This is a genomic window from Streptomyces sp. NPDC003635, assembly GCF_053587635.1.
In genome coordinates, this window is the sequence record NZ_JBSFOK010000013.1 from 88,483 (window position 1) to 111,457 (window position 22,975).

The window sequence follows — 22,975 nt, forward strand, 5'->3', positions numbered from 1 at the left end:
GGCGACCGGTTTCGCAGTCTTTGACCTGCCGGGCGCAGGCGTGGAGCCGCTCGGTTCGCCAGTCTGGGGCCTGTCGGGGGCCGCCGTGCATACCGAGAGGAAGGACGGCGCGATGACCGAGCAGCCTCGCAGGCCCGTTGCCACGTACGAGACGTACCAGGAAGCCGAACGCGCCGTCGACCACCTCTCGGACCAGGGGTTTCCCGTGGAACGGGTGGCCATCATCGGCCAGGACGTCCGCCTCGTCGAGCAGGTCGTCGGACGTATGGACTACGGCCGGGCCGCCCTGCACGGTGCGGCGAGCGGTGCCCTTCCCGGTGCGCTGATCGGCTGGCTCTTCGGCTTGGCCGACTGGGTGGACCCGCTCGTCTCCGCCCTGCTCGTCGCCCTCTACGGCCTGATTTTCGGGGCCATCGTGGGCGCGCTGTTCGGTCTGCTGCTGTACGCCCTGCAGGGCGGCCGCCGGGACTTCGCCTCGGTCCGCTCGATGGAGCCCAGCCGGTACGAGGTCGCCGTGGACGAAGCGGTCGCCGATGAGGCCGTACGGCTGCTCGGCGGGCTGCGGGCCACCGGCGCCGGCGGACGTCCCACCCATACATGAACGATCGGAGCCGCACGGCGCACGCCGCCGTACCGGGAGGAGTCCCCATGGCCAAGGCAGTGGGCATCGACCTGGGCACCACGAACTCGGTGATCGCCGTGTGGGAGGGCGGCGAGCCGTCCGTCGTGCCCAACACCGAGGGCAACCGTACGACACCGTCCGTGGTGGCCTTCACCGACACAGGGGAACGGTTGGTGGGCCAGCTGGCCCGGCGCCAGGCGATCCTCAATCCCAAGGGCACCATCTACTCGGCGAAGCGGTTCATCGGCCGGCACTTCGACGAAATCTCGGACGAGGCCAGGGCGGTGGCGTACGACGTCGTCGAGGGTGAGGGCGGCGTCGCCCGCTTCAACGTGCGCGACAAGCTCTACGCGCCCGAGGAGATCAGCGCTCAGGTACTGCGCAAGCTCGCCGACGACGCCTCCAAGCAACTCGGGGAACGGGTCACGGAGGCGGTCATCACCGTGCCCGCCTACTTCAACGACGCCCAGCGCACCGCCACCAAGGACGCCGGGCGGATCGCGGGCCTCGAGGTACTGCGGATCATCAACGAGCCGACCGCGGCCGCCCTCGCGTACGGCATGGACAAGAAGCAGCACGAGACGGTGCTGGTCTTCGACCTCGGCGGCGGCACGTTCGACGTGAGCATCCTCGACGTGGGTGACGGCGTGGTGGAGGTGCGTTCGACGGCGGGCGACAGTCACCTGGGCGGTGACGACTTCGACCGGCGTCTGGTCGATTACCTCGCGGACGACTTCCAGAAGGAGAACGGCATCGACCTGCGCAAGGACCCGCAGGCCCTGCAACGCCTGTTCGAGGCGGCGGAGAAGGCCAAGACCGAGCTGAGCTTGGTGACGCAGACACAGGTCAGCCTGCCGTTCATCACCGCCGATGCCTCCGGCCCCAAGCATCTGACCGACTCGGTCATGCGGTCCACGTTCGAGCAGATCACCAGCGATCTGGTGGAGCGGTGCCTGGGGCCGGTCCAGCAGGCCATGGCCGATGCCAAGGTCGGCGAGAGCGACATCGACGAGGTGATCCTGGTCGGGGGTTCCACCCGCATTCCCGCCGTCCAGGCGCTGGTGCGTCGGCTGACCGGCGGCAAGGAACCCAACATGAGCGTCAACCCCGACGAGGTCGTGGCCCTGGGCGCCGCGATCCAGGCCGGGGTGCTCAAGGGCGAGGTCAAGGACGTCCTGCTGCTCGACGTCACGCCCCTGTCGCTGGGCGTCGAGACACGGGGCGGCGTGATGACGAAGATCATCGAACGGAACACCACCATCCCCGTGCGCCGCACCGAGACCTTCTCCACCGCCGAGGACAACCAGCCCGCCGTCGACATCGTCGTCCTCCAGGGCGAGCGCGAACGGGCCGCCGACAACCGCGTGCTCGGCCGCTTCCAGCTCACCGACATCCGCCCGGCGCCGCGCGGCGAACCGCAGATCGAGGTCACCTTCGACGTCGACGCCAACGGCATTCTCAACGTCAAGGCCCGAGACCAGGACACCGGCAAGGAACAGGGCATCACCATCACCGAGAGCTCCAACCTGGACCGCGGCGAAGTCGAACGCATGGTCCAGGAGGCCGAGCGCAACCAGGGCGAGGACCAGGCCCTGCGCGAGGCCGTCGACGCCCGCAATGAGCTCGACGCCGTCGCCTACCAGGTCGACAAGCTCCTCGCCGAGCTGGGTGACGCCGCACCCGCGCACGAGAAGGCACGCGCCGAGATGCTGGTGTCGGACGCCCGGACGGCGGTCAAGGAGGAGGCAGGCGTGGAGCGGGTGCGTCCCCTGACCTCCGAACTCCAGCAGGTGCTGGCGGGGCTGGCGGCCCATCAGGGGGCCGCCACTACGGGCGGTCCCGGTCAGGTGGGCGGCGCGAGCGACGGCGGGACGACCGGCGGTGGCGGTGACGACGACGTCATCGATGCCGAGTTCGACAAGGACTGAGGAACCGCCATGCCGATCCACCCCAGGGAATCCGACCCGGCCGTGCCGGACCCGGTCGACCCGGCTCCGGAGGGCGCCGTACACCCTCCCGGACGGGATCTTCCGGGCTCGGGCCCGCCGACCGGGCCGGGGCCCGACACGGACGCGGAACCCGGCCCCGACGCGGCCGGCGGCCCCACCCCGACCGAGGACGAGCACACGGCCGAGCTCAGGGAACTGGAGGACCGCTGGCGGCGCGCGCTCGCCGACCTCGACAACCTCCGCAAGCGCCACATCAGGGAACTGGAGCGGGAGCGGACGTCCGAGCGGTCCCGCACGGCCGCCGCCTTCCTGCCCGTCCTGGACAACCTCGAACTCGCCCTGACGCATGCCGGATCCGACCCCGGCGCGATCGTGGAAGGCGTCCGGGCCGTCCGCGACCAGGGGGTGAACGTCCTCGAACTGCTGGGCTACCCGCGGCACGCGGAGACCGGCGTCGCCTTCGACCCGGCCCGGCACGAGGTGATCGGCGTCGTCCAGGACCCTGACGCCCCACCGGGCACGGTGGTCCAGGTGCTCCGGCCGGGCTACGGGGACGGCGAACGCCAGCTCAGGCCCGCCGCCGTGACGGTCGCGAAGCGGGAGTGACCGGTCATGGCACAGGACTTCTACGACGCGCTGGGCGTGTCACGGACCGCGAGCCAGGACGAGATCCAGCAGGCGTATCGCAAACTCGCCCGCAAGTACCACCCCGACGTCAACAAGGACCCGGGGGCGGAGGAACGCTTCAAGGACCTCAACGAGGCGTACAGCGTCCTCTCGGACCCCAAGACCCGGGCCCGTTACGACCGCTTCGGCGAGGACTTCCGGAAGGTCCCCGAGGACTGGGAGGAGCGGGTCGGTGCCGGAGCGGGACCCGGTGGCGGCTTCCGCGCTCACAGGACCGCTGGTGCGGGCGGCCCCCGTGTCCGGTACACCGGCTTCGGCGACGACTTCGCAGGTGAGGGCATCGACATCGAGGACCTGTTCGGCTCGCTCTTCGGAGCAGGCGCCGCCCCCGGCGGTGTACCGGGGGCCGACCAGGAGGCCGAGCTGCCGCTCACCGTCGAGGAGGCCTACCGGGGCGGCCGCCGCACCGTCACGCTCGCCGGCCCCACCGGGCAGCCGCGACGGTACGAGGTCGACGTACCGCCCGGCGTCACCGACGGGCAGCGCGTCCGGCTCGCGGGCGAGGGCGGACGGGGCAGCGGTGACGCCGCCGCGGGGGATCTGTATCTGCGGGTGCGTATGCAACCGCACCCCCGCTTCCGGCTGGACGGCCGCGACATCCACGTACAGGTCCCCGTCACCCCCTGGGAGGCGGCCCTGGGCGCGACGGTGCCGGTGCCCACCCCGGGCGGCGGCACGGCCAAGGTCACGGTGCCCGCGGGCTCGTCCAGCGGTCGGCGGCTGCGGCTGCGCGGCGAGGGCATGCCGAACCCGCGCGGTGCCGACGGCAACCTCTACGCCGAACTCCGCGTCATGGTGCCTCCCAAGCTCAGCGACCGGGAGCGCGAGCTGTTCGAGGAGCTCGCCGCCACCTCTTCGTACGACCCCAGGAGGACGTGATGAGCGAACGACCCTCAGGGGCAGCCGCCGGCGGTCGGACCGCCCGGGCCGACGCGGGCGGGCGTCCCGTACGGACGAGCTCCGGCTCAACGGCCGTGCGTTACGCGCTCGTCCCCGTTCCCAGGCTTTCCCTGGACACCGTGGCCCGCCGCGCCGGCGTCCATCCCGACCTGGTCCGCCGGTTCGTAGCCCTGGGCCTGGTCGACGCCGAGCGCGACGCCGCGGGGCGCCTGGTGTTCGACTCAGCGGCCCCGGCGGTCATCGCCCGCGTGCAGCGGCTGCGCTCCGGTCTCTGTCTCAACTACGCATCCATCGGTCTGGTGCTCGATCTGCTGGACCGCATCAGCCTGCTCGAAGCCGCACTGCGCCGCGCCGGTACGAGGAGTGACATACCGCCATGGACATGAACCGTCTCACCCAGAAGTCACAGGAAGCCCTCCAGGAGGCGCAGACCGCCGCGGTCCGCATGGGCCAGACCGAGGTCGACGGTGAGCACCTGCTGCTCGCGCTCCTCGACCAGGAGGACGGCCTGATCCCGCGGCTGCTGCAACAGGCGGGAAGGGAGCCCGAGGAACTCCGTGCGGCCGTGCGTGACGAGCTTTCCCGCCGGCCCAAGGTGACCGGCCCGGGTGCGGCACCGGGCCAGGTGTTCGTCACCCAGCGCCTGTCCCGGCTGCTGGACACCGCCGAGCGGGAGGCCAAACGCCTCAAGGACGAGTACGTGTCCGTGGAACACCTCCTGTTGGCCCTGGCCGAAGAGGGGTCGGCGACCGCCGCCGGACGCCTGCTCAAGGAGCACGGCATCACCCGGGACTCGTTCCTGAGCGCGCTGACCCAGATCCGCGGCAACCAGCGCGTGACCTCGGCCAACCCCGAAGTGGCGTACGAGGCGCTCGAGAAGTACGGCCGCGACCTGGTCGCCGAGGCCAGGAACGGCAAGCTGGACCCGGTCATCGGCCGGGACGCCGAGATCCGCCGCGTCACCCAGATCCTCAGCCGCAAGACCAAGAACAACCCCGTCCTCATCGGCGACCCCGGCGTCGGCAAGACCGCCATCGTCGAGGGTCTGGCCCAGCGCATCGTCCGCGGCGACGTGCCTGAAGGACTGCGCGACAAGACCGTGTTCGCTCTCGACATGGGCTCTCTGGTCGCCGGAGCCAAGTACCGCGGCGAGTTCGAGGAACGCCTCAAGGCCGTGCTGTCCGAGGTGAAGGCAGCCCAGGGGCGCATCCTGCTCTTCGTCGACGAACTCCACACCGTCGTCGGCGCGGGCGCCGCCGAAGGAGCCATGGACGCGGGCAACATGCTCAAGCCGATGCTCGCCCGCGGCGAACTCCACATGATCGGCGCCACCACCCTCGACGAGTACCGCAAGCACATCGAGAAGGACGCCGCCCTCGAACGCCGCTTCCAGCAGGTCCTGGTCGACGAGCCGAGCGTGGAGGACACCATCTCCATCCTGCGCGGGCTGCGCGAACGACTGGAAATCTTCCACGGAGTGAAGATCCAGGACACCGCACTGGTCTCCGCGGCGACCCTCAGCCACCGCTACATCACCGATCGGTTCCTGCCCGACAAGGCCATCGACCTCGTCGACGAGGCCTGCGCCCGGCTGCGTACCGAGATCGACTCGATGCCCGCCGAACTGGACGAGATCACCCGCCGCGTCACGCGTCTGGAGATCGAGGAGGCCGCCCTCTCCAAGGAGACCGACCCGGCGAGCAAAACCCGCCTGGAGGAACTGCGCAAGGAACTCGCCGACCTGCGCGGCGAGGCCGACGCCAAACACGCCCAGTGGGAGGCCGAACGGCAGGCGATCCGCCGCGTGCAGGAACTGCGCCAGGAACTGGAACAGGTCCGCCACGAAGCCGAGGAGGCCGAACGCGCCTACGACCTCAACCGCGCCGCCGAACTCCGCTACGGCCGCCTCCGGGACCTGGAGCGACGGCTGAAGGCCGAGGAGGAGCAACTGGCCGCCAAGCAGGGGCAGAACCGGCTGCTGCGCGAGGTCGTCACCGAGGAGGAGATCGCCGAGATCGTGGCCGCCTGGACCGGCGTTCCCGTCGCCCGCCTCCAGGAGGGCGAGCGCGAGAAGCTGCTGCGCCTCGACGAGATCCTGCGCGAGCGCGTCATCGGTCAGGACGAAGCCGTCCAGCTCGTCGCCGACGCCATCATCCGCGCCCGCTCCGGCATCCGGGACCCGCGCCGCCCCATCGGCTCGTTCATCTTCCTCGGCCCGACCGGCGTCGGGAAGACCGAGCTGGCCAAGACCCTCGCGGCGGCCCTGTTCGACTCCGAGGAGAACATGGTCCGCCTCGACATGAGCGAGTACCAGGAGCGGCACACCGTCAGCCGACTGATGGGCGCACCGCCCGGATACGTCGGCTACGAGGAGGGCGGACAGCTCACGGAGGCCGTACGCCGCAAGCCGTACTCGGTCGTACTGTTCGACGAGATCGAGAAGGCCCACACCGACGTCTTCAACACCCTGCTGCAGATCCTCGACGACGGCCGCATCACCGACGCCCAGGGCCGCACCGTCGACTTCCGCAACACCGTGATCATCATGACGTCCAATATCGGCTCCGAGCACCTCCTCGACGGCGCCACCGCCGAAGGTGAGATCAAGCCGGACGCCCGCGCCCTGGTGATGGGCGAGCTGCGCGGGCACTTCCGCCCGGAGTTCCTCAACCGCGTCGACGACATCGTGCTGTTCAAGCCGCTCGGTGAGCGGCAGATCGAAACGATCGTGGAGCTGCAGTTCGACGAACTGCGCCGTCGCCTCGCCGAGCGCCGCATCACCGTTGAACTCACCGAGGCGGCGCGCGAGTTGATCGCACACCAGGGCTACGACCCGGTGTACGGGGCCCGGCCGCTGCGACGTTACATCTCCCACGAGGTCGAGACACTGGTCGGGCGCGCCCTGCTGCGCGGCGACGTACAGGACGGCGCCACGGTCCGAGTCGACGCCCAGGCGGGAGAGCTGGTGGTCACCTATGACCAGGCCGAGGACGTGAAGGGAGCGCAGGCGGCATGAGCACCGTTCGGGCCACGAACGTCACGTGCCCGCACTGCGGGCGCAGGAACCGGGTTCCCGTGTCCGCCGAGGGCCGCCCCCGGTGCGGCAACTGCAAGCAGCCGCTGCCGTGGCTGGTGGACGTGGGTGACGACGACTTCGCCGAGGTCGTCGAGCGGGCCGACGTGCCCGTCGTGGTCGACCTGTGGGCCACCTGGTGCGGCCCCTGCCGCATGGTGAGCCCCGCACTGGAGAAGGTCGCCGCCGATCTCGCCGGCCGGATCAAACTCGTCAAGGTCGACATCGACAGGAACCCTCGGCTGGCGCAGCGCTTCGAGGTCCAGGCGGTACCGACACTGTTGGTCCTCGACAAGGGACAGACCATCGCCCGGCAGGCGGGTGCCGCGCCTGCCCCGGCGCTGCGGCGATGGGTGGAGCAGTCGATCGCGGGCCGCGAACCCGGGAAAGGGTGATCAGCCATGACTGTACGAACCGACCCCCATCTCGCGCTCGTTCGGCCGGTCGAGCCACTGACCCCCGAAGGGTGTCAAGAGTGTCTGCTGCTCGGCTCCCCGTGGGTCCACCTGAGGCTCTGTCTGACCTGCGGCCACGTCGGCTGCTGCGACTCCTCGCCGAACCGGCACGCGCGCCGTCACGCCGCCACCGACGGCCATCCGATCGTGCAGTCATTCCAGCCCGGCGAGGACTGGCGCTGGTGCTTCGTCCACGAGGCGTTCGTGTGATGTCCGGCGACAAGAGGCGGCCAAGCGCAGCACAGGTGCCGGACGAGACGGAGGCGAGCGTCCCCTTCGAGACCGCCGACATCTACGGTGCCTATCCCCGGCTGCCGGAGGACCAGATGGACCGCCTGGCGCAGCGTGGCCGGCGGCGAGCCGTCGACGCCGGCGATGTGCTGATCCGGGAGGGGGAGCGGTGCGAGACGTTCTACGTCGTCCTCAGCGGCTCGGTCGCCGTCGTCGAGGACTACGGCACGCCCGAGGAACGTCTGCTGCGTGTACACGGCCCCGGCCGCTTCATCGGCGAACTCGGCCTCCTGAACGGGCAGGTGGCCTTCTACACCGCTACGGTCAGGGACCCCGGTGAGGTCCTCGCCCTGTCCATGGATCAGCTGCGTGACCTGGTGACCCGGGACTCCGTCCTCGGCGATCTGGTGCTGCGCGCCTGCCTGGGCCGCCGTGCCCTGCTCGTCGGGCAGGGCGCCGGTTTCCGCATCGTCGGCTCGCGTTATTCACCCGACACCCGGCGGCTGCGCGAGTTCGCCGCCCGCAACCGGCTGCCGTACCGCTGGATCGATCTGGAGACGGATGAGGAGGCCGAGGAGCTGCTGCGCCGCTTCGGCGTAGGGCCGGAAGAGACACCGCTCGTGATCTGGCGGGACACCACTCTGCTGCGCAACCCCAGCAACGCGGAACTGGCCCGGCTCATCGGCCTGCCCTCGCTGCCCGCCGGAAACCATCACGGCGATCTCCTGATCGTCGGCTCCGGACCCGCCGGTCTCGCCGCCGCGGTAAACGCCGCCTCGGAGGGCCTCGGTACGACCCTGGTCGAGGCGATGGCCACCGGCGGCCAGGCCGGGACGTCGTCCCGCATCGAGAATCTGCTCGGCTTCCCCTCCGGCATCTCCGGCGCCGAACTCACCGACCGCGCCGTGCTCCAGGCCGACAAGTTCGGCGCCCGGATCAGCGTCCCGGCGGAGGCGGCCCGCCTCGAACCGCGGGACGGCCACTACGCCGTCGGGTTCGCCGACGGCAGCGAGATCACCGCCCGCACCGTCGTCCTGGCCACCGGCGCCCACTACCGCCGCCTCCATGCGCCCGGCATCGAACGCCTGGAGGGAACGAGCGTCCACTACTCGGCGACCGTCTACGAAGCCCAGCAGTGCCGCACCGACCCGGTGGCCGTCGTTGGCGGCGGCAACTCAGCGGGCCAGGCCGTACTCTTCCTGGCCGGGTTCGCACCGCAGGTGTATCTGCTCGTTCGCGGGCCGAGCCTCGAGGCGCACATGTCCCGCTACCTGATCGATCAGGTCGAGCGCCACCCGCGGGTGCGCGTGCTGCTGCGCACCGAGGTGACCGAGGCACTCGGCGACAAGGTGCTGGAGGCGGTCACCGTGGTCGACCACCGTACGGGCGAGCACCGCCGGCTCGCGGTGCGGGCCCTGTTCGTCTTCACCGGCGCCGAGCCCCACACCGAGTGGCTGTCAGGCGCGCTCGCCCTCGACGCGCGCGGCTTCGTGCTCACCGGGGCGGAGGCGCAGGCCTGTTCCGTCCCCGGACTGTGGCAGAGCCAGGGCCGCGACTGCCTGACGTTGGAGACCAGCCTGCCTGGAGTGTTCGCCGTCGGCGACGTCCGCAGCGGCTCGGTCAAACGCGTGGCCTCCGCGGTCGGCGACGGCGCGATGAGCATCCACTTCGTGCACCGCTACCTGGGCCACACGGCCTCGCCCGGCGGCACCGACAGCTCCCCGCACACCCGTCCGAGGGAGTCCGCTTGGCTCGGATGACCACCCCAGAGCGACGAGATCAAGAGAAGGAGAAGTCGAGAGGGAGAAGTCGAAGGAGAAGGCGAGGAAGCAGGAGGCGATGGGAATGAATGCGCCCGTCCGGCACCAACGGGGTGCCGCGATACAGGCCAGGCCGCTCGGCTTGGCACGCAATCCGCTGACGGAGTTCGACCAACTGCTCAGCGAAATGAGCGGGCTGATGGAATCCACGCTGGGAAGCGCGGCGACCGCGGTCGCGTGGACACCTCTCGCGGATGTCACGGAATCCGACGACGCCTTCCGCGTCGAGATCGAACTCCCCGGCGTCAAGAGCAAGGACATCGACGTCGAGGCGAACGGCCAGGAGCTGGTGGTCACCGGAGAGATCAAGGAGAAGGAACGCAAAGGTGTCCTGCGCCGGAGCACTCGCCGCACCGGGGCCTTCGAGTACCGGCTGCGGCTGCCCGGAGAGGTCGACACCGAAAAGATCAACGCGCGGATGTCGGACGGGGTGCTCACCATCAACGTCCCCAAGGCCGAGGTCGCAAAGCCCCGGCATGTCGAGATCAGCGAGACGAGTGAAAGCCCCGGGAGCAGCGGCTGACTCGCGAACGCCGGGCCTCTTCCTCTGCTTCGCACCCGCGCGCGGCGCCCGAGCATCGCGTCGCATGACCATCACGGCCGACTCCGCCGCGCCTCGCGTGGGTCCGAACGGGAGTCCAGGGCCCGAGATCCCTGCCGGCGGCAGCTACCGCAAGGCGCGGCAGAAGGAGGCAGCGATGAAATACGACGGATTCCTCGCCCGTGTACGCGAGCGAGGCGAATACAAGGACCAGGATGAAGCCGCGGACGTCACCAACGCCGTGCTGGAAGTGCTGGCCCAACGGATCAGCCCGGGAGAGGTCAAGGACCTCGCATCCCAGTTGCCCGGCCCGCTGAAACGGGTTCTGGACCATGCCACGCCGCAGCAGGCGCAGAGCTTCGGGCTCGAAGAGTTCTACCGCCGGGTCGCCGAGCGCACCAATGCCCGGCCGCGAACGGCGGAGTGGGACGCCGGCGCGGTCCTGACCACCGTTGCCGACGCCGTCACCGGCGGAGAACTGAATCAGATCATCAGTCAACTCCCCTCCAGCTACGCGGTCCTGTTCGGCAAGGCCGACCTCGCGGACTCAGCGTCGCCCCTCAGAGCAGGAGGTCGAAGACGGCTCGAGCCTCGTCCCAGTGCTGAGTCTGGGGATTTTTCAGGTCGGGGTGGAGGATCTTGAAACTCTGGGCGAGGGCCAGGCTGAGTCCGCCGACGATGTCCGGATAGGCCGCCTCGGTCTCCTCGTCGGGCGTACGGTCCAGAGCGGGATGGGTGGCGAGCTGTTCCAGGATCGGCTTGATTTCCACTTCCTGGTCGATCTTCCGGAAATGGTGAATGCTCTCCTGCAGGCCTTTCGTGATCGGCAGGTCAGAGGTCTGGATGATGTCGCGCCCGTTGGCCTTGGCAGTGGCCTGGGCGACGGTCAGCAGATCGTAGAGCTTGGCATCGACGAAGTCGCTGTAGCGCTTGAGATCGTTCTTGTCGACGTCCAGCCCCGCGGCCGCACGGAAGAACCTCTCGAACCTGGCGATGGACATCACGGTCATGGTGGCACCCTCCGTCTGCGGGACCCGGGTGGCTCCCGGCCCCTGGGCTTCCCAGCCAGCCTGGCCGACGCGGACGCGCGAACGCATGCGCATGCCGGGCCCAATTAGCCCCTCCGTATTGCCCTGCCAGGCCTAGTGACCGGCTGCCCGGGGTCGTTGCACCCGAAGACGGAGGTCAGCGCGCCACGCGGCCTCGGCGTTACCCCGGTGGCGTCTGTGGGCACTTGGGATCGAGGGGCAGCCGACGAGGAGGATCCACGCATGCGGGTGTCGTCTCAGGGCGCTACGGTCGTGGCTCTGCTGGCGGATCCGTATGCGCCGACGGAGATCGCGCAGCGCATCGCCCGGACACTCTCCGCTCGGCTCGCCGACCAGTCGGGCCAGGCGCGACGGTTCGACGTCGAGGTGGTGAGCGAGCCCTTCACCTCGGGGACGGAGGACCCGCCTACTTTGATGCGCCGGATCATGGAGCGTGGGAGTGCGGAGAACTGGGACATCGTTGTGGCCCTCACTGACCTTCCGCTGCACTCACACGGACGCCGGCTCGCTGTGAATCTGAATCACGAACACGGCTTGGCCCTTCTCTCGCTTCCTTCACTGGGGGGCCTGCGGCTGCTGACGAGGGCCCGGCGAGCCGTCGAAGAAGCAGTCCTTGACTTGGCGGGCCCGCACACCACTGGGGCTGAGGCACCTCCGCGAAGTCAGACGATGCTCAGGCCCTTCGTCAATCGTCTCGCGCCTGTTCATCCGGGCCCGACCGACGAGGCGGAGACCGACGATCTTCGGTACGTCGTCAGCGGGCCGCGCGGTTACCTGCGAGTGCTCTTCGGCATGGTTCGCGCCAACCGGCCGTGGCGGTTGGTGACGGGCCTGTCGAAAGCCCTGGCGGCCGCACTCGCGACGGGGGCCATCGCCACCCTGGACTCCACCACCTGGAGCCTTGCCGAGGCCCTGAGTGCGCCACGCCTCGTGATCGCCATGGTCGGGTCCGTCGGGCTCATGATCGGCTGGCTGATCGTGGACGGGGAGCTGTGGCATCGATCAACAGAAGGCTCACCTGAGGCGAGGCAGAGGACCAGGCTCTACAACGTCTCGACGGTCGTGACCGTGGGTATCGGGGTGCTCGTCTGCTACGTGGGTCTGATGGTCATCAACTTGGTGTGGGCGCTGTTCATCCTCAACGACCAGGTGTTCGCTTCCATGACGCGAAACCCGCTGAACGCCGAGGAGTACGTGACGCTGGCCTGGTTCGTCGCTTCGGTCGCCACCGTGGGCGGCGCACTGGGATCAGGCCTGGAGAGCGACGAGGCGATCAGGGCGGCCGCCTACTCCAAGCGCGAACAGGAACGTCGTCACACGCTCCAGGGCGACCACGGTGACCAGCCCCCGAACTGAACCGAGACCGGCACAAGCAGCAAGGAGGCGGCGACGCGGCCGACGCGCCCCGGCAGGGGGTTCCGGCTAGGCTCACATGAGTGAGGTGGCTGCGGACCTTCGGAGAGGTCGTGCGATCCGGGCTCACGATCGAGGAGACGCGGCTGGAGCCTCTCCTCGCGCTGCGCACGGCCGCTGGGGTGGCGCTCGTCATCGGACCGGCGCTGTGGCTGGTCTCCCCTGCGTACGCCGCCTCCGCCGCCCTCGGTGCCTACTCCGCGGGTGCTGCCACCTTCCAGCGCACCTGGCGTCCGCGCAAGGTGATCGCGCTCGGCGCGGGCGCGGTTCTGGCGCTCAGCACCTTCGTGGGCTACCTGGCGGCCGGGCGACTCGTGACGTTCCTCCCGCTGCTGGCCGTATGGGCCTTTGCCGCGGGGATGGCGTGGGCCCTCGGCTCGACCGCCGGGATCGTCGCAGCGACGACGGTGGGCAGCATGCTGGTGACCATCACCCTGCCCACGAGCATCGGGCGAGCTCTGGAACACGCCGGGGTCATCGCGCTCGGAGGCGTGGCGCAGGCCGTGCTGATCCTGCTGTTCCCGATTCGCCGCTGGGGGGCGCATCGGGACGCGCTGGCCGACGCTCTGGCCGCCGTGGCCGACCACGCCCGCCGACTGCGGCACGACCCGACCGCCCCGTTCGACCCGGAGCCGCTGATGACGGCCCGGGACGCGGCCGCCGTGACGCCGTCACAGGCCCGCACCCGGCCCCCCGTCCTCCACGGCCCCCGAGGCCTCGCCGAGCGCATTCTGCCGGTGGTCGCCGCGCTCGCCGATCCGGACGTCGGCGCCCCGGCGGAGGGACCCGGGCGCGACCGAGCACGGGAGTTGCTCGGCGCGGCCGCCGACGTCCTGGACGCGGCCGCCCGTTCGATCCGCCGCGGCACTCCCGCCGAGATGCCGCCCCGGAGCGCGGACGTCCTGTGCTTCGACGAGGAGGGCGAGGTGCTGGAGGGGCCCGCCCGGCAGGCCGCCGAACGGCTCGTGGAACTGCTCGCCGAGGCGTGGGAGATTGCCAGGTGCGGCGAGGCGCGCGCCAAGGCGCCTACGCCGCCCGGCCCCGCGAGCGCCCAGTTCCTGGTCCGCCCGACCATGTTCCGGCTGCTCCCGGTCGTCGTTCGGGCGGTCCGCCGTGAACTCCGGCGGGACTCACCGGTGTTCCGGCACGCCGTCCGCCTGGCGGCGGTGGCCACGCTCGGCTATCTGCTCGCTTCCCGGCTACCCCTGGAACACGGCTACTGGGCGCCCATCGCCTCGGTGATGGTGATGCGGCCGGACTTCCACCAGACGTACGCGCGTGCGGTGGGGCGTTTCGCGGGGACGCTGGCGGGCGTTGCGCTCGCCACCGGGATGGTGCGGGCCCTGGGCCCGGACGCCCAGGTGTTCGGCGCGCTGGCGGTGGTCTCGGCGGCCCTGTCGTACACACTGCTCCGTACCGGCTACGCCTACTCCCAGTGCTTCACCGCCGCGTACGTCGTCTTCTTGCTCGGCATGGGCGGCCAGGCATGGGAGCAGACGGTCCCGGAGCGGGTAGTGCTCACCCTGCTCGGCGGGGCCCTGGCCATGCTGGCGTACGTGGTGTTCCCCGCATGGGAGACCCCTCGGCTGCCGGGCCGGCTGGCGGACTGGCTCGCCGCCGACGGCCGCTACGCGGCCGCAGTGCTCCGCAGCTACGCCGAACCGACCCGGGAGCATCGAGCCGCCATGCGCAGGGCCCTGCTGGCGAGCAGGGAGGCACGTGCCGCCTGGCAGGACGCTTATGACCAGGCGAGGCAGGAACCCGTCGGCCCCAGGGGGCTGACGTCGCGCGAGGCGGCGGATGCGCAGGAGGCGCTCGAGGAGTTCGACCGGGCGGCGATGCTCATGGAGAGCCAAGTCCCGCGGGTCGACAGCCGTTTCGTCCCCGAGGCGGAGCGGTTCGCCGAGGCCTTGGAGGCGGACACCGCGCAGGCATCGGAAGACGTGCGCGAGCACAGGAATCCGGACTGGGGGCGCCTGTCGAAGGCGCTCGACGCGTGGGAGGGCGTCATCGGGGACCGGAGCCCGGTGCTGCGGCGCGGTGCGAAACTGCAGAAGAGGGCCTTGGACAACCTCGCGACAGCCGTAAGTCGTACACCTCTGGAACGGGACGTCGGCTCCGCTCGCGAGGAGCGGCGGGTGCGGGCTGCCGGGGTTGCGGAAGGTGCGCGATCAGGACCGGCGCAAGGGAGTGGGTGAGGGCTCCGGCGACGAGGGCGCGGCGTGCTGTTGAACGGCTGGGCGAGCGGATCCCTCCCTGTGCTGGCACCTTGGGGGAAGCGGCGAGGCGCGACATCACCGCCGAGGCCTACCAGGCGGCAGGACGAGGGTCATGAGGCAGCCCGACTCGAACACGGACGGCAGGAACCTACGGCCCGCCCTGGCGGCGAAGGAGCAGGCCGAAGTCCGACGTGGCCGAAACGGAGGTACCCGCCTGGAGGACGGCGACTGGGACCTCAGTGTGTTTTCCACCGACCTGCCGAGCCGCGCGGATCACAGCCCGGTACGCGCCGAGGCCGACCATGAGCACGATGTCGCACTCCGTGGCGGGCGCACCGTGCCGGAGGACGCAGGCGCACTGGGAGTGTGTGATGAGTGCTGACCGCTACCGCGAGAGGAGTGAGGGTGACGTACTGGTCCTCGACGCCGGCTCTTCGAGCCTTCACATCGCGCTGTTCGCGGCGGACGGTGAACGGGTGGCGGATCGAGACGCCTCACAGCCCTCGGGGCCCGCTGCTGCGGCGGAACTGCGGAACCTCCTCAACGAGGTGCCCGCTCCCGCGGCGGTGGGTCACCGCATCGTTCACAGCGGTCCCCACCTGACTGGACACACGCTGATCGACGCACGCGTACGGGCTCTGCTGGCGGACGTCGCCGATCTCGCGCCGCTGCATGTGACCCCTGCCCTGCACATGGTCGATGCCGCACGAGAACTCCTGCCCGACGTTCCTCATGTCGCCTGCTTCGACACTGTCTTTCACAAGGATCTGCCGACACCGGCGCGCACGTACGCTGTGCCGGAGCGATGGCGAGCCGAATACGGGCTGCGCCGGTACGGCTTCCACGGGCTTTCCTACTCGTGGGCACTGCGGAGGACGGCGCAGGCTTTGGGCCGACCCCTCGACAATCTCCAGGTCGTGCTCGTGCACTTGGGAGGGGGCTGCTCGGCCTGCGCCGTCCGGAACGGACGCAGCGTGGACACCACCATGGGCTTCACTCCGCTGGAAGGCCTGGTGATGAGCCGACGCAGCGGCAGCGTCGACCCCGGCGCGCTGCTGTGGCTGCAGCGGCGGCACGGTCTGAGCGCGGACGAACTGGATGACGCACTCCACCGGCATTCCGGTCTGCTCGGCCTCTCCGGCACCTCGGGAGACACCCGGGACCTGGTGCGCGCCCGCGCGGAAGGCGACGCCGCGGCCGCGTTGGCGCTGGCGACGTTCACACTCAGCTGCCGCAGGGGCATCGCCTCGATGGCGGCCTCGCTGGATCGGCTGGACGCGCTGGCCTTCACCGGGGAGATCGGCGAGGACCAGCCCGAGGTACGCGAGGAGATCTGCTCGGCCCTGACCGTTCTCGGTGTACGAGGCGGGCTGCTCGTCCCCGATCTGGAAGATCTGATGCGGGAAGGCCACCGACGCATCGATCAGGCGGGGAGAGGTGTCCCGGTCCTCGTGGTCGCAACCGGCGAGACACACCAGATCGCCGCCGAGACCCGACGGGTGCTCGGCATTGCTGACGGGGTGGGGTAATTGTCACTATTCGGACTGTCTGTTGTCACACCTTGCGAATGGCCAGTCGGGTTGTCAACGGGTAACGGATGTCGCCTTCGAGGTCGACCACCTGGGCGAGGCCACTGTACGCGTGCCGGCTCCTACTACGGCCACCTCGGGAACCCGGTCCATTCGATCGCCCCCCTTCGCGTCCCGGAGACTTTCACCCGGTGGGTGCCTGGCCCCTTCTTCTCCAGCGTCACACCGGTCAGAGCTGTGTCAAGCGGCCTCCTCGGACGGGCGGCCCTGGGCGACCGGGGAAGCGTCGCGTGGCCGGCCGCCCTGACCTCAAGGAGGATCCGGATCCGTCTGCGGCCGTCGCCCCGCACCCAGCGGGGAACGGAGCGCCGGCCGTTCGGGGGCGTGGCAGGCGTTGCGGTCAGGAGTTGACGATGCGGCGCACGTTGTCGACGGCACCGCAACCTTCCTTCAGCTGACGCTCGCGCTCTTCCACGAACGCCTCGCCCAGTTCCTCGCGGCGCTCCATGGCCACGTTCTCGCGCGCTCCGTTGAGGATGGTGCGCTCCTCCTCGTCGGCGTGATGGGTGACGGCCTGAACGAGATCTTCCAGCTTCTCGTCCCACTCCTCGGAGCCGACCTCGTCGACTTGCAGGAGTTCCAGGAGTGCCTTGTTGCCCTCCTCGTGCTCCTCCTCGCCGTGTTCCACCTCTTCGTCGTCGATCTTCTTGTAGCGCTTGAGCGCGGGATAGACCTTCGCCTCTTCCGCCAGTGCGTGCGCGATCAGCAGATCGGAGAACTCCCGCAAAGCGGCGGCCCGGTCGGCTTCGACGCTGCGCATCAGGCGAAAGAGCTCCTCCATCTTCCGGTGGTCCTGAAGAATGAGTTCAACGACGTCTCGTGTCTCCGCCATGGGAACAAGCCTCACTTTCGTGCGGGGGGAGCTTGCCGAGATCCTGCTACCCCGTCCACGGGGGTTCAGCGGGACTGCCCGATCGGACGACGAGCGATCCCTCGGACGGCGGCCTGCACAGCCTCGGGGGAAGACGGCGGTCCGACTGCACGGAACCGCGGCCCCCGCATCCCCGCCAAGCCGGAGGCGAAGACCTCCGGGGACCACGCGCTCGGGTCTCACCACCAAGGAGACCCGGCCGGAGCTCCGGCGTTCAGTGGCTCCCTGGTGTCCGTCCGCCCGTTGGGACGTTGTCGGCGTCCGCCGCCTGCGTATCAGCCACGTCGTCGGGCAGGGCCGGGAGCAACTCGAAGACGCCCGCCAGACCGGCGTGCCGGAGGGTCCACCGGAAGAAGGTGCTGTCGGTGACCAGGCGTAGTCGGCCGCGTCGTGCCCTGACCCGGTTCCGTGCCCGGCACAGGGCCCTCAGCCCGGCGCAGTCCATGAACGACACCGGACCCAGGTTCAGCACCAGGTCGGGGCGCCCACCGGCGGTCAGTACGTCCAGGCGCGCCATCAGCCCCGGTGCCGTGAGCAGGTCGATCTCACCACGCACGGTCACCACGGTGGTGCCGCCGACCGCGCGCTCCGTGAGATGCGGAGGGGTTCCGATGGAACGATCGGACATGGTCCCAGCAAACCGGGTGAAGAGGTGCCCTGACAGGGCCGACCGGTCCTGGTACCCGGGTCCGGTGGGGCCTGCCTGGTGCGGCCGTGGACAGACCGCCGGAACAGACTCCGGTCGGTCGTCGGACGGGTCCGTCCGGCCCATGCGCCGTCCGCCGGGCCGCGACAAGCTGGAATAGGCGGTGCAGTCCCGGCATCGTGCCATCGGCCGGAAGGTGGGAACGCCATGAAGGGCTACGTTTTTCACAGCCCCGGACAGTCCGCCTGGGAGGACGTCCCGGACCCCGGTATCAAGGAGGCGACGGACGCGATCGTGCGCGTCGACACCGTCACCATCTGCGGGACGGACCTGCACATCCTCAAAGGCGACGTGCCCGAGGTGCGCCCCGGCACGGTGCTGGGGCACGAGGCGGTCGGTGAGATCGTCGACGTCGGCGGTGACGTGCGCACCGTGCGGCCGGGGGATCGAGTTCTCGTCTCATGCATCACCGCCTGCGGCCGCTGTCGGTACTGCCGGGAGAGCATGTACGGCCAGTGCCGGGGCGGCGGAGGCTGGATCCTGGGCCACCTGATCGACGGCACCCAGGCCGAGTACGTGCGCGTGCCGTACGCCGATCTCTCCGTGCACCCACTGCCCAGCGTCCTGGACAGCAGGGACGCGGTGCTGCTGGCCGACATCTTCCCGACCGCCTACGAGGTCGGTGTGCTGAACGGGCACGTACGGCCCGGGGACACCGTCGTCATCGTGGGCGCTGGTCCCATCGGGCTCGCGGCCATCGCCACGGCCAAGCTGTTCGCACCGGAGCGGATCGTCGCCGTGGACCTCGTCGCCGCGCGACTGGAGGCGGCCAGGCAGCTCGGCGCGGACGCGGTGGCGGACGCCCGGGAAGTCCCCGAGCAGCTGATCGAGGACCTCACCGACGGGCTCGGCGCGGACGTGGCCGTCGAGGCCGTCGGCGTGCCGGAGAGCTTCGAGATCTGCACGCGCATGGTGCGGCCCGGCGGGCACGTGGCCAACGTCGGCGTGCACGGCAAGCCCGCGACCCTGCACCTGGAGGACCTGTGGATCAAGAACGTGACCATCACCACGGGCCTGGTCGACACGTACTCCACCCCCACCCTGCTCCGGATGGCGGCCGCCGGCCGGCTGCCCACCGGGCAGCTGGTCACTCACACCTTCCCACTGACACGCATGCAGGAGGCGTACGACGTCTTCGCCCACGCCTCCGACACCGGTGCGCTCAAGGTTGTGCTCGGCGGGGAGCAGCACGAGGTCGTCCCGGCTCGGGCGGCCTGACGACCGACGTGTTGCCGGCCGCCCGTGCCGGCCATCGGGCTTCACGCCTTCAGCGCGATGGTGATCTCCGGCGGTTGGTGCAGTGTGCTGCGGACCGTGCAGGGGGACGCGACGGCCGACATGGCCGCGTGGCGCTGGGCGGAGGCGGCGGGCGGCGGGACGACGGTGACACGCACGGACGTGACGCGATCCGGGCGGTCGGGAGCCTCGGCCCGAGCGGTGCGGGCCGTGACGGTGCAGATACGTCCCGCGTAGAGGGCGACGCAGGCGGCCAACTCCAGGGTGTGGTCGAGGCCGAAGGTGTGCGTGACCAGCTGTGAGACGTGCAGGCGGCCGAACCTCACCAGTTCGCGTCCACCTGGCCCATGCTGATCATCACGTTCTTACGCCACAGGGGATTCGAAATGCAGCGTGACCGGCTTGTCGTGCGTGCCGGTGTTGTCGATGTGCCCTCCCGCGCGGACGGCGCGGGTGCACAGGACGAAGCCGTCCGGTTCGCCTGATACCTCGATGACCATGTCGGCACCCGGTCCCTCGGACAGATCGGCGATCATCCTCCGGCTCCGCCAGGTTCACCGGGCCGGAGTTCCCGCCTGGCTCAAGGCATTGGTCCCACTGGCCTCCCGTGGCGGCGGGGTCAGTCATGCGGTACGACGGCGACGGGGCAGCGACCGTGATGGATGGCCGCCTGCGCCACGTGACCCAATTGGGGAGCCATACCTCCAGGACGGTGCGCGCGTCGGCCGACCACCAGCAGAGTGGCGCCTTCGGCAGCCCGTACGACGGCCTTGGCGGGGCTTTCGAGAAGCACGTCGTCGGCCACGTCCACCTGCGGGTACTTCGCGCGCCAGGGGTGGAGCGCCTTGCCCAGCTCGTTCGACGCGTCCCGCGTGATCTCCTCGCTGACGTTGTGGTCCACACCCCAGGGAACGTGCGCGTGGAGCGGCACGCTTCGGCCGTGGACGGCTTGGAGGGGAAGGCCTCTGGCGGCAGCGGTATGGAAGGCGAAGTCGAGCAGGTCGTCGGACGAACCGTGCATTTTCAGGGCCACCACCACACGGCCTGCGGATGCCGGAACCACCCCTTCCTCCCCGGTTCCGGCGCGGACGAGGACCACTGGCCGCTCCGCCCGTGCCACGACGGGCATGCTCACGTCGCCGAGGAAGTAACTCTGGACGGGCTCCAGCCCCCGTGAACCGAGCACGAGTATCTCGGACTCGGATGCCGCTTGGAGCAGGGCGTTCTGGGCATCGTCCGCGACCAGGTTCCCGACGATGGTCAGGCCCGGGTGATGTGCCTGGAGTTCCGCCTGGGCGCTGTGGACAAAACGCTTCGCCCAGTAGTTCTGATCGACTTCCGAGGGGAGGTGCGTCGGCTCCGGTGCCAGCAGCGGCCAGGCGTGCAGCAGACGGAGGGTGAGCTTGCGCTTCTCGGCCTCCTCGGCGGCCCAGCGGGCGGCGGCAAGACTGGCCGGTGAGCCGTCCAGGCCCACGGTGACGGCTGGTTGCATGGCGGCGGCCTCCGTCTCGTACGAAGCTGGAGATGGCGGTGGATGACGGTGCGCGAATCCGACGGTGCGGACGGTCCGGACATCGTCGCCATGCCGGGATGGCATGGCGGGTTCTCTCATTCGAGGAGTACCTCAATCCCCGCCGTGGCGCATGTGGACCGCAAGGTGCGCCAGACGCGGAACCCGGGCGAGCGGAGGCAGGGGGCGGGACCGCAAGGGAGGGTGCTTCCACGGTGCCCCTGCCGAGCGCTTTTGCGCCGGGGCTCGGCGCCTCGGTCAGCCGACGGGTGATCGACGGACCGGCACGCCGGCCCTGCTGGAGGCGGCCTGCGGGCGGACCTGCTGGTCGTCGGGGCCCGCGGACGACAAGGGCACCCGGGCCTGCAACTGGGACTGATCAACCATGACAGCCAGCCCCGGCGGGACCGGAAGTCGTCCGCCCAGGGACTTTCGGCCCTGTGACCGGAGGCCGCCGCCGTCCGATGGTGGGAACAAAGCAGTGGGGGAACGGACCAGCCACTTGCTGGAGGCCGAGTCATGAGCGCACGGAATTCACCGCACCCGTCCGGTCCGCCCCCGCGCCCGGAGCATGCGGCCAAGGGCGTCACCCCTCTGCGACGTACGTCCGATCGATGCGAGTCCTGGGTTCGCGGCCTGCTGATGCTGCTCCTCGTGCTCGGCCTGCCCGTGGCCGCGGTCAGCGCGGGGCTGGCGGCGTACGAGTCGTCGATGCACACCGTGCAAGCCCAGTCGGCGGATCGGCATGAGGTCACCGCCCGGCTGACGTCGGAGGTCAAGGGCGACCCCGAAGAGGGGAAGCGACAGGCGCAGGTCCGCTGGACCGACGACAACGGCACGGTGCGGACGGGGACGACCCTCGTGACGGCGGGAACGGTGAAGGGCGCCGCCGTGCGGGTGTGGGTGGACCGGGAGGGGACCGTCACCAGTCCGCCGATGAACGAGCTCACCGCACAGACAAACGGCTGGTTCGCGGGCGGTATGGCCGCGATCGGCGTGGGCGCGGGAGTCTACGCGGCCCGGGCAGGCATGCGCTGGGTGCTGGACCGGAGAAGGTACGCGCAGTGGGACGCCGAGTGGGATCTGGTCGAGCCCTTGTGGTCCGCGCGCTTCCACCGCTGACGGACAGCAAACCCGGACGGGAGCCGAGGAGGCGAGGCTGATGTCCGACGCGTCCGCGCTACCTCGACCGCGGCAGGACCTTCAGCCCCTGCTCGGCCTGGAGTTCACCGGTGACGTGCGGGCGGTGCCGGAAGGACGGATCGTGCCGGCGGGGGAGCCCCTGCTGGAGGTGACCGCGCCGCTCCCGCAGGCGCAGCCGGCCGGGACGTACGTCCTCAACCAGCTCAGCCACCAGACCGCCATCGCCTCGAGGACCGCACGATGCGTTCTCGCGGCGGCCGGGCATCCGGTTGTGGTTGCCCGGGTGAGGAAACAAGGCAAGGAGGTCAGCCATGACACAGCCCGCACGACACAGCAGAGGTGGGCTTTCGGCAGCCCTGCATGAACTGGACGATCTGCGAACCCGGATGGACCAGCTCATGCACGCCGTCTTCCCCGTCGGCGCCTACCCCGAGTTCGGCACGGTGGAGCCGTGGGCGCCGCTGGCCGATGTCGTGGACACCGAGGACGCCTACCTGGTGGAACTGGAGCTTCCCGGCGTGGACAAGGACCAGATCACCGTGGAGGTCGCGGAGGGCGAGCTCGACATCCGCGGTGAGATCAAGGAGAAGGAAGAAACCGGGGTGGTCCGCAGGCACACCCGCCGCAAAGGGCAGTTCGACTACCGCACGACTCTGCCGCCGAACTCCGACACCGAGCACATCAGCGCGGACCTGACGAGCGGAGTCCTCACGGTGCGCGTCCCGAAAACCGAGACGGGGAAGGCGCACCGCATCGAGATCACGGGCTGAGCCGGGTTGGGCGCGTCCGTCCAGTCCCCCTGTGCGAGGCCGACGGCTCCGCAGGCCTCGCACGGCCACCATCTGGCGTGTCTCCGAGGTGGTATGTGAGGCGCTCGGTGATGTCGTCGCGGATGCCGTCGTCCCCGCCTCTCCGCAACAGGGGCCCGGTCGCCCCATGCGGCCGCCTGCCTCGCGTGGCA

Annotated in this window: 23 protein-coding genes and 2 pseudogenes; 18 read left to right on the forward strand and 7 right to left on the reverse strand. The window is 70.1% G+C overall.

From position 1 onward, the window contains the following. The first annotated feature begins 112 nt into the window (after positions 1-112). From ACWDRW_RS15130 to ACWDRW_RS15180, 11 genes and pseudogenes are all read left to right on the forward strand, one after another. Complete coding sequence (locus ACWDRW_RS15130; RefSeq protein WP_451723328.1) at positions 113-601, forward strand: general stress protein; 489 nt, start codon at positions 113-115, stop codon at positions 599-601. 47 nt (positions 602-648) lie between these two features. Beyond that, positions 649-2,550, forward strand: a complete 1,902-nt coding sequence (dnaK, locus tag ACWDRW_RS15135; protein WP_451723329.1) for a molecular chaperone DnaK — start codon at positions 649-651, stop codon at positions 2,548-2,550. Between the two features lie 9 nt (positions 2,551-2,559). Continuing rightward, entirely contained in the window at positions 2,560-3,177 is a 618-nt protein-coding gene (locus ACWDRW_RS15140; RefSeq protein ID WP_451723332.1) for a nucleotide exchange factor GrpE, read from the forward strand. A 6-nt stretch (positions 3,178-3,183) separates the two neighbouring features. Then, positions 3,184-4,137, forward strand: a complete 954-nt coding sequence (locus ACWDRW_RS15145; RefSeq protein ID WP_451723334.1) for a DnaJ C-terminal domain-containing protein — start codon at positions 3,184-3,186, stop codon at positions 4,135-4,137. Further along, positions 4,137-4,544, forward strand: a complete 408-nt coding sequence (locus ACWDRW_RS15150; RefSeq protein ID WP_451723336.1) for a chaperone modulator CbpM — start codon at positions 4,137-4,139, stop codon at positions 4,542-4,544. Before ACWDRW_RS15145 ends, ACWDRW_RS15150 begins: the two co-directional genes overlap by 1 nt. After that, complete coding sequence (clpB, locus tag ACWDRW_RS15155) at positions 4,535-7,174, forward strand: ATP-dependent chaperone ClpB (RefSeq protein ID WP_451723337.1); 2,640 nt, start codon at positions 4,535-4,537, stop codon at positions 7,172-7,174. The genes ACWDRW_RS15150 and clpB overlap by 10 nt, the downstream gene beginning before the upstream one ends. After that, on the forward strand, positions 7,171-7,626 hold the full coding sequence (trxA, locus tag ACWDRW_RS15160; protein ID WP_451723338.1) for a thioredoxin: 456 nt from the start codon (positions 7,171-7,173) through the stop codon (positions 7,624-7,626). The genes clpB and trxA overlap by 4 nt, the downstream gene beginning before the upstream one ends. Before the next feature lie 6 nt (positions 7,627-7,632). After that, positions 7,633-7,896 (forward strand): UBP-type zinc finger domain-containing protein, encoded by a 264-nt coding sequence (locus tag ACWDRW_RS15165; protein WP_451723340.1) that lies wholly within the window; start codon positions 7,633-7,635, stop codon positions 7,894-7,896. Further along, positions 7,896-9,677, forward strand: coding sequence for an FAD-dependent oxidoreductase (locus ACWDRW_RS15170; protein WP_451723341.1), 1,782 nt, complete (start codon positions 7,896-7,898; stop codon positions 9,675-9,677). Before ACWDRW_RS15165 ends, ACWDRW_RS15170 begins: the two co-directional genes overlap by 1 nt. An 85-nt stretch (positions 9,678-9,762) precedes the next feature. Further along, positions 9,763-10,260 (forward strand): Hsp20/alpha crystallin family protein, encoded by a 498-nt coding sequence (locus ACWDRW_RS15175; RefSeq protein WP_451723342.1) that lies wholly within the window; start codon positions 9,763-9,765, stop codon positions 10,258-10,260. A gap of 175 nt (positions 10,261-10,435) precedes the next feature. Continuing rightward, a pseudogene (locus ACWDRW_RS15180) lies at positions 10,436-10,825 on the forward strand (DUF2267 domain-containing protein); the annotation flags it as partial. A 13-nt stretch (positions 10,826-10,838) separates the two neighbouring features. Here the strand turns inward: ACWDRW_RS15180 and ACWDRW_RS15185 are convergent. Continuing rightward, positions 10,839-11,288 carry a DUF1931 family protein gene (locus ACWDRW_RS15185; RefSeq protein ID WP_451723344.1) on the reverse strand — a complete coding sequence of 150 codons (450 nt, stop codon included), beginning with the start codon at positions 11,286-11,288 and terminating at the stop codon, positions 10,839-10,841. Positions 11,289-11,579: 291 nt separating this feature from the next. Between ACWDRW_RS15185 and ACWDRW_RS15190 the strand changes: the two genes are divergently transcribed. From ACWDRW_RS15190 to ACWDRW_RS15200, 3 genes are all read left to right on the forward strand, one after another. After that, a complete protein-coding gene (locus ACWDRW_RS15190; RefSeq protein WP_451723345.1) occupies positions 11,580-12,683 on the forward strand; it encodes a hypothetical protein in 1,104 nt (367 codons plus the stop codon). An 80-nt stretch (positions 12,684-12,763) separates the two neighbouring features. Next, complete coding sequence (locus ACWDRW_RS15195) at positions 12,764-14,938, forward strand: FUSC family protein (protein ID WP_451723346.1); 2,175 nt, start codon at positions 12,764-12,766, stop codon at positions 14,936-14,938. Between the two features lie 569 nt (positions 14,939-15,507). After that, on the forward strand, positions 15,508-16,488 hold the full coding sequence (locus ACWDRW_RS15200) for an acetate/propionate family kinase (protein WP_451723348.1): 981 nt from the start codon (positions 15,508-15,510) through the stop codon (positions 16,486-16,488). Between the two features lie 400 nt (positions 16,489-16,888). Here ACWDRW_RS15200 and ACWDRW_RS15205 read toward each other — a convergent pair whose 3' ends face one another. Together ACWDRW_RS15205 and ACWDRW_RS15210 are read right to left on the reverse strand one after the other, a co-directional pair. After that, positions 16,889-17,380, reverse strand: coding sequence for a hemerythrin domain-containing protein (locus ACWDRW_RS15205; RefSeq protein WP_451723350.1), 492 nt, complete (start codon positions 17,378-17,380; stop codon positions 16,889-16,891). Positions 17,381-17,633: 253 nt separating this feature from the next. Beyond that, positions 17,634-18,047 carry an STAS domain-containing protein gene (locus ACWDRW_RS15210; RefSeq protein WP_451723351.1) on the reverse strand — a complete coding sequence of 138 codons (414 nt, stop codon included), beginning with the start codon at positions 18,045-18,047 and terminating at the stop codon, positions 17,634-17,636. 225 nt (positions 18,048-18,272) lie between these two features. Between ACWDRW_RS15210 and ACWDRW_RS15215 the strand changes: the two genes are divergently transcribed. Further along, positions 18,273-19,343 (forward strand): zinc-dependent alcohol dehydrogenase family protein, encoded by a 1,071-nt coding sequence (locus ACWDRW_RS15215; RefSeq protein ID WP_451723353.1) that lies wholly within the window; start codon positions 18,273-18,275, stop codon positions 19,341-19,343. Positions 19,344-19,384: 41 nt separating this feature from the next. Here ACWDRW_RS15215 and ACWDRW_RS15220 read toward each other — a convergent pair whose 3' ends face one another. From ACWDRW_RS15220 to ACWDRW_RS15235, 4 genes are all read right to left on the reverse strand, one after another. Continuing rightward, positions 19,385-19,687, reverse strand: coding sequence for a hypothetical protein (locus ACWDRW_RS15220; protein ID WP_451723354.1), 303 nt, complete (start codon positions 19,685-19,687; stop codon positions 19,385-19,387). A 39-nt stretch (positions 19,688-19,726) separates the two neighbouring features. Next, positions 19,727-19,897 carry a hypothetical protein gene (locus ACWDRW_RS15225; RefSeq protein WP_451723356.1) on the reverse strand — a complete coding sequence of 57 codons (171 nt, stop codon included), beginning with the start codon at positions 19,895-19,897 and terminating at the stop codon, positions 19,727-19,729. A gap of 83 nt (positions 19,898-19,980) precedes the next feature. Further along, the gene (locus tag ACWDRW_RS15230; protein ID WP_451723359.1) at positions 19,981-20,853 is read right to left on the reverse strand and encodes a universal stress protein; all 873 of its coding nucleotides are present in this window, start codon (positions 20,851-20,853) and stop codon (positions 19,981-19,983) included. A gap of 276 nt (positions 20,854-21,129) precedes the next feature. Beyond that, the gene (locus ACWDRW_RS15235; RefSeq protein WP_451723361.1) at positions 21,130-21,258 is read right to left on the reverse strand and encodes a hypothetical protein; all 129 of its coding nucleotides are present in this window, start codon (positions 21,256-21,258) and stop codon (positions 21,130-21,132) included. A 132-nt stretch (positions 21,259-21,390) separates the two neighbouring features. Here ACWDRW_RS15235 and ACWDRW_RS15240 point away from each other — a divergent pair, with 132 nt between their 5' ends. The 3 genes and pseudogenes from ACWDRW_RS15240 (at position 21,391) to ACWDRW_RS15250 (ending at position 22,784) form a co-directional block, all read left to right on the forward strand. Next, complete coding sequence (locus ACWDRW_RS15240) at positions 21,391-21,993, forward strand: Rv1733c family protein (RefSeq protein ID WP_451723363.1); 603 nt, start codon at positions 21,391-21,393, stop codon at positions 21,991-21,993. Positions 21,994-22,042: 49 nt separating this feature from the next. Beyond that, positions 22,043-22,339 (forward strand): annotated as a pseudogene (locus ACWDRW_RS15245) (nicotinate phosphoribosyltransferase); the annotation flags it as partial. Beyond that, complete coding sequence (locus ACWDRW_RS15250; RefSeq protein ID WP_451723365.1) at positions 22,326-22,784, forward strand: Hsp20/alpha crystallin family protein; 459 nt, start codon at positions 22,326-22,328, stop codon at positions 22,782-22,784. The pseudogene ACWDRW_RS15245 and the gene ACWDRW_RS15250, both read left to right, overlap by 14 nt. The last annotated feature ends 191 nt before the right edge of the window (positions 22,785-22,975 follow it).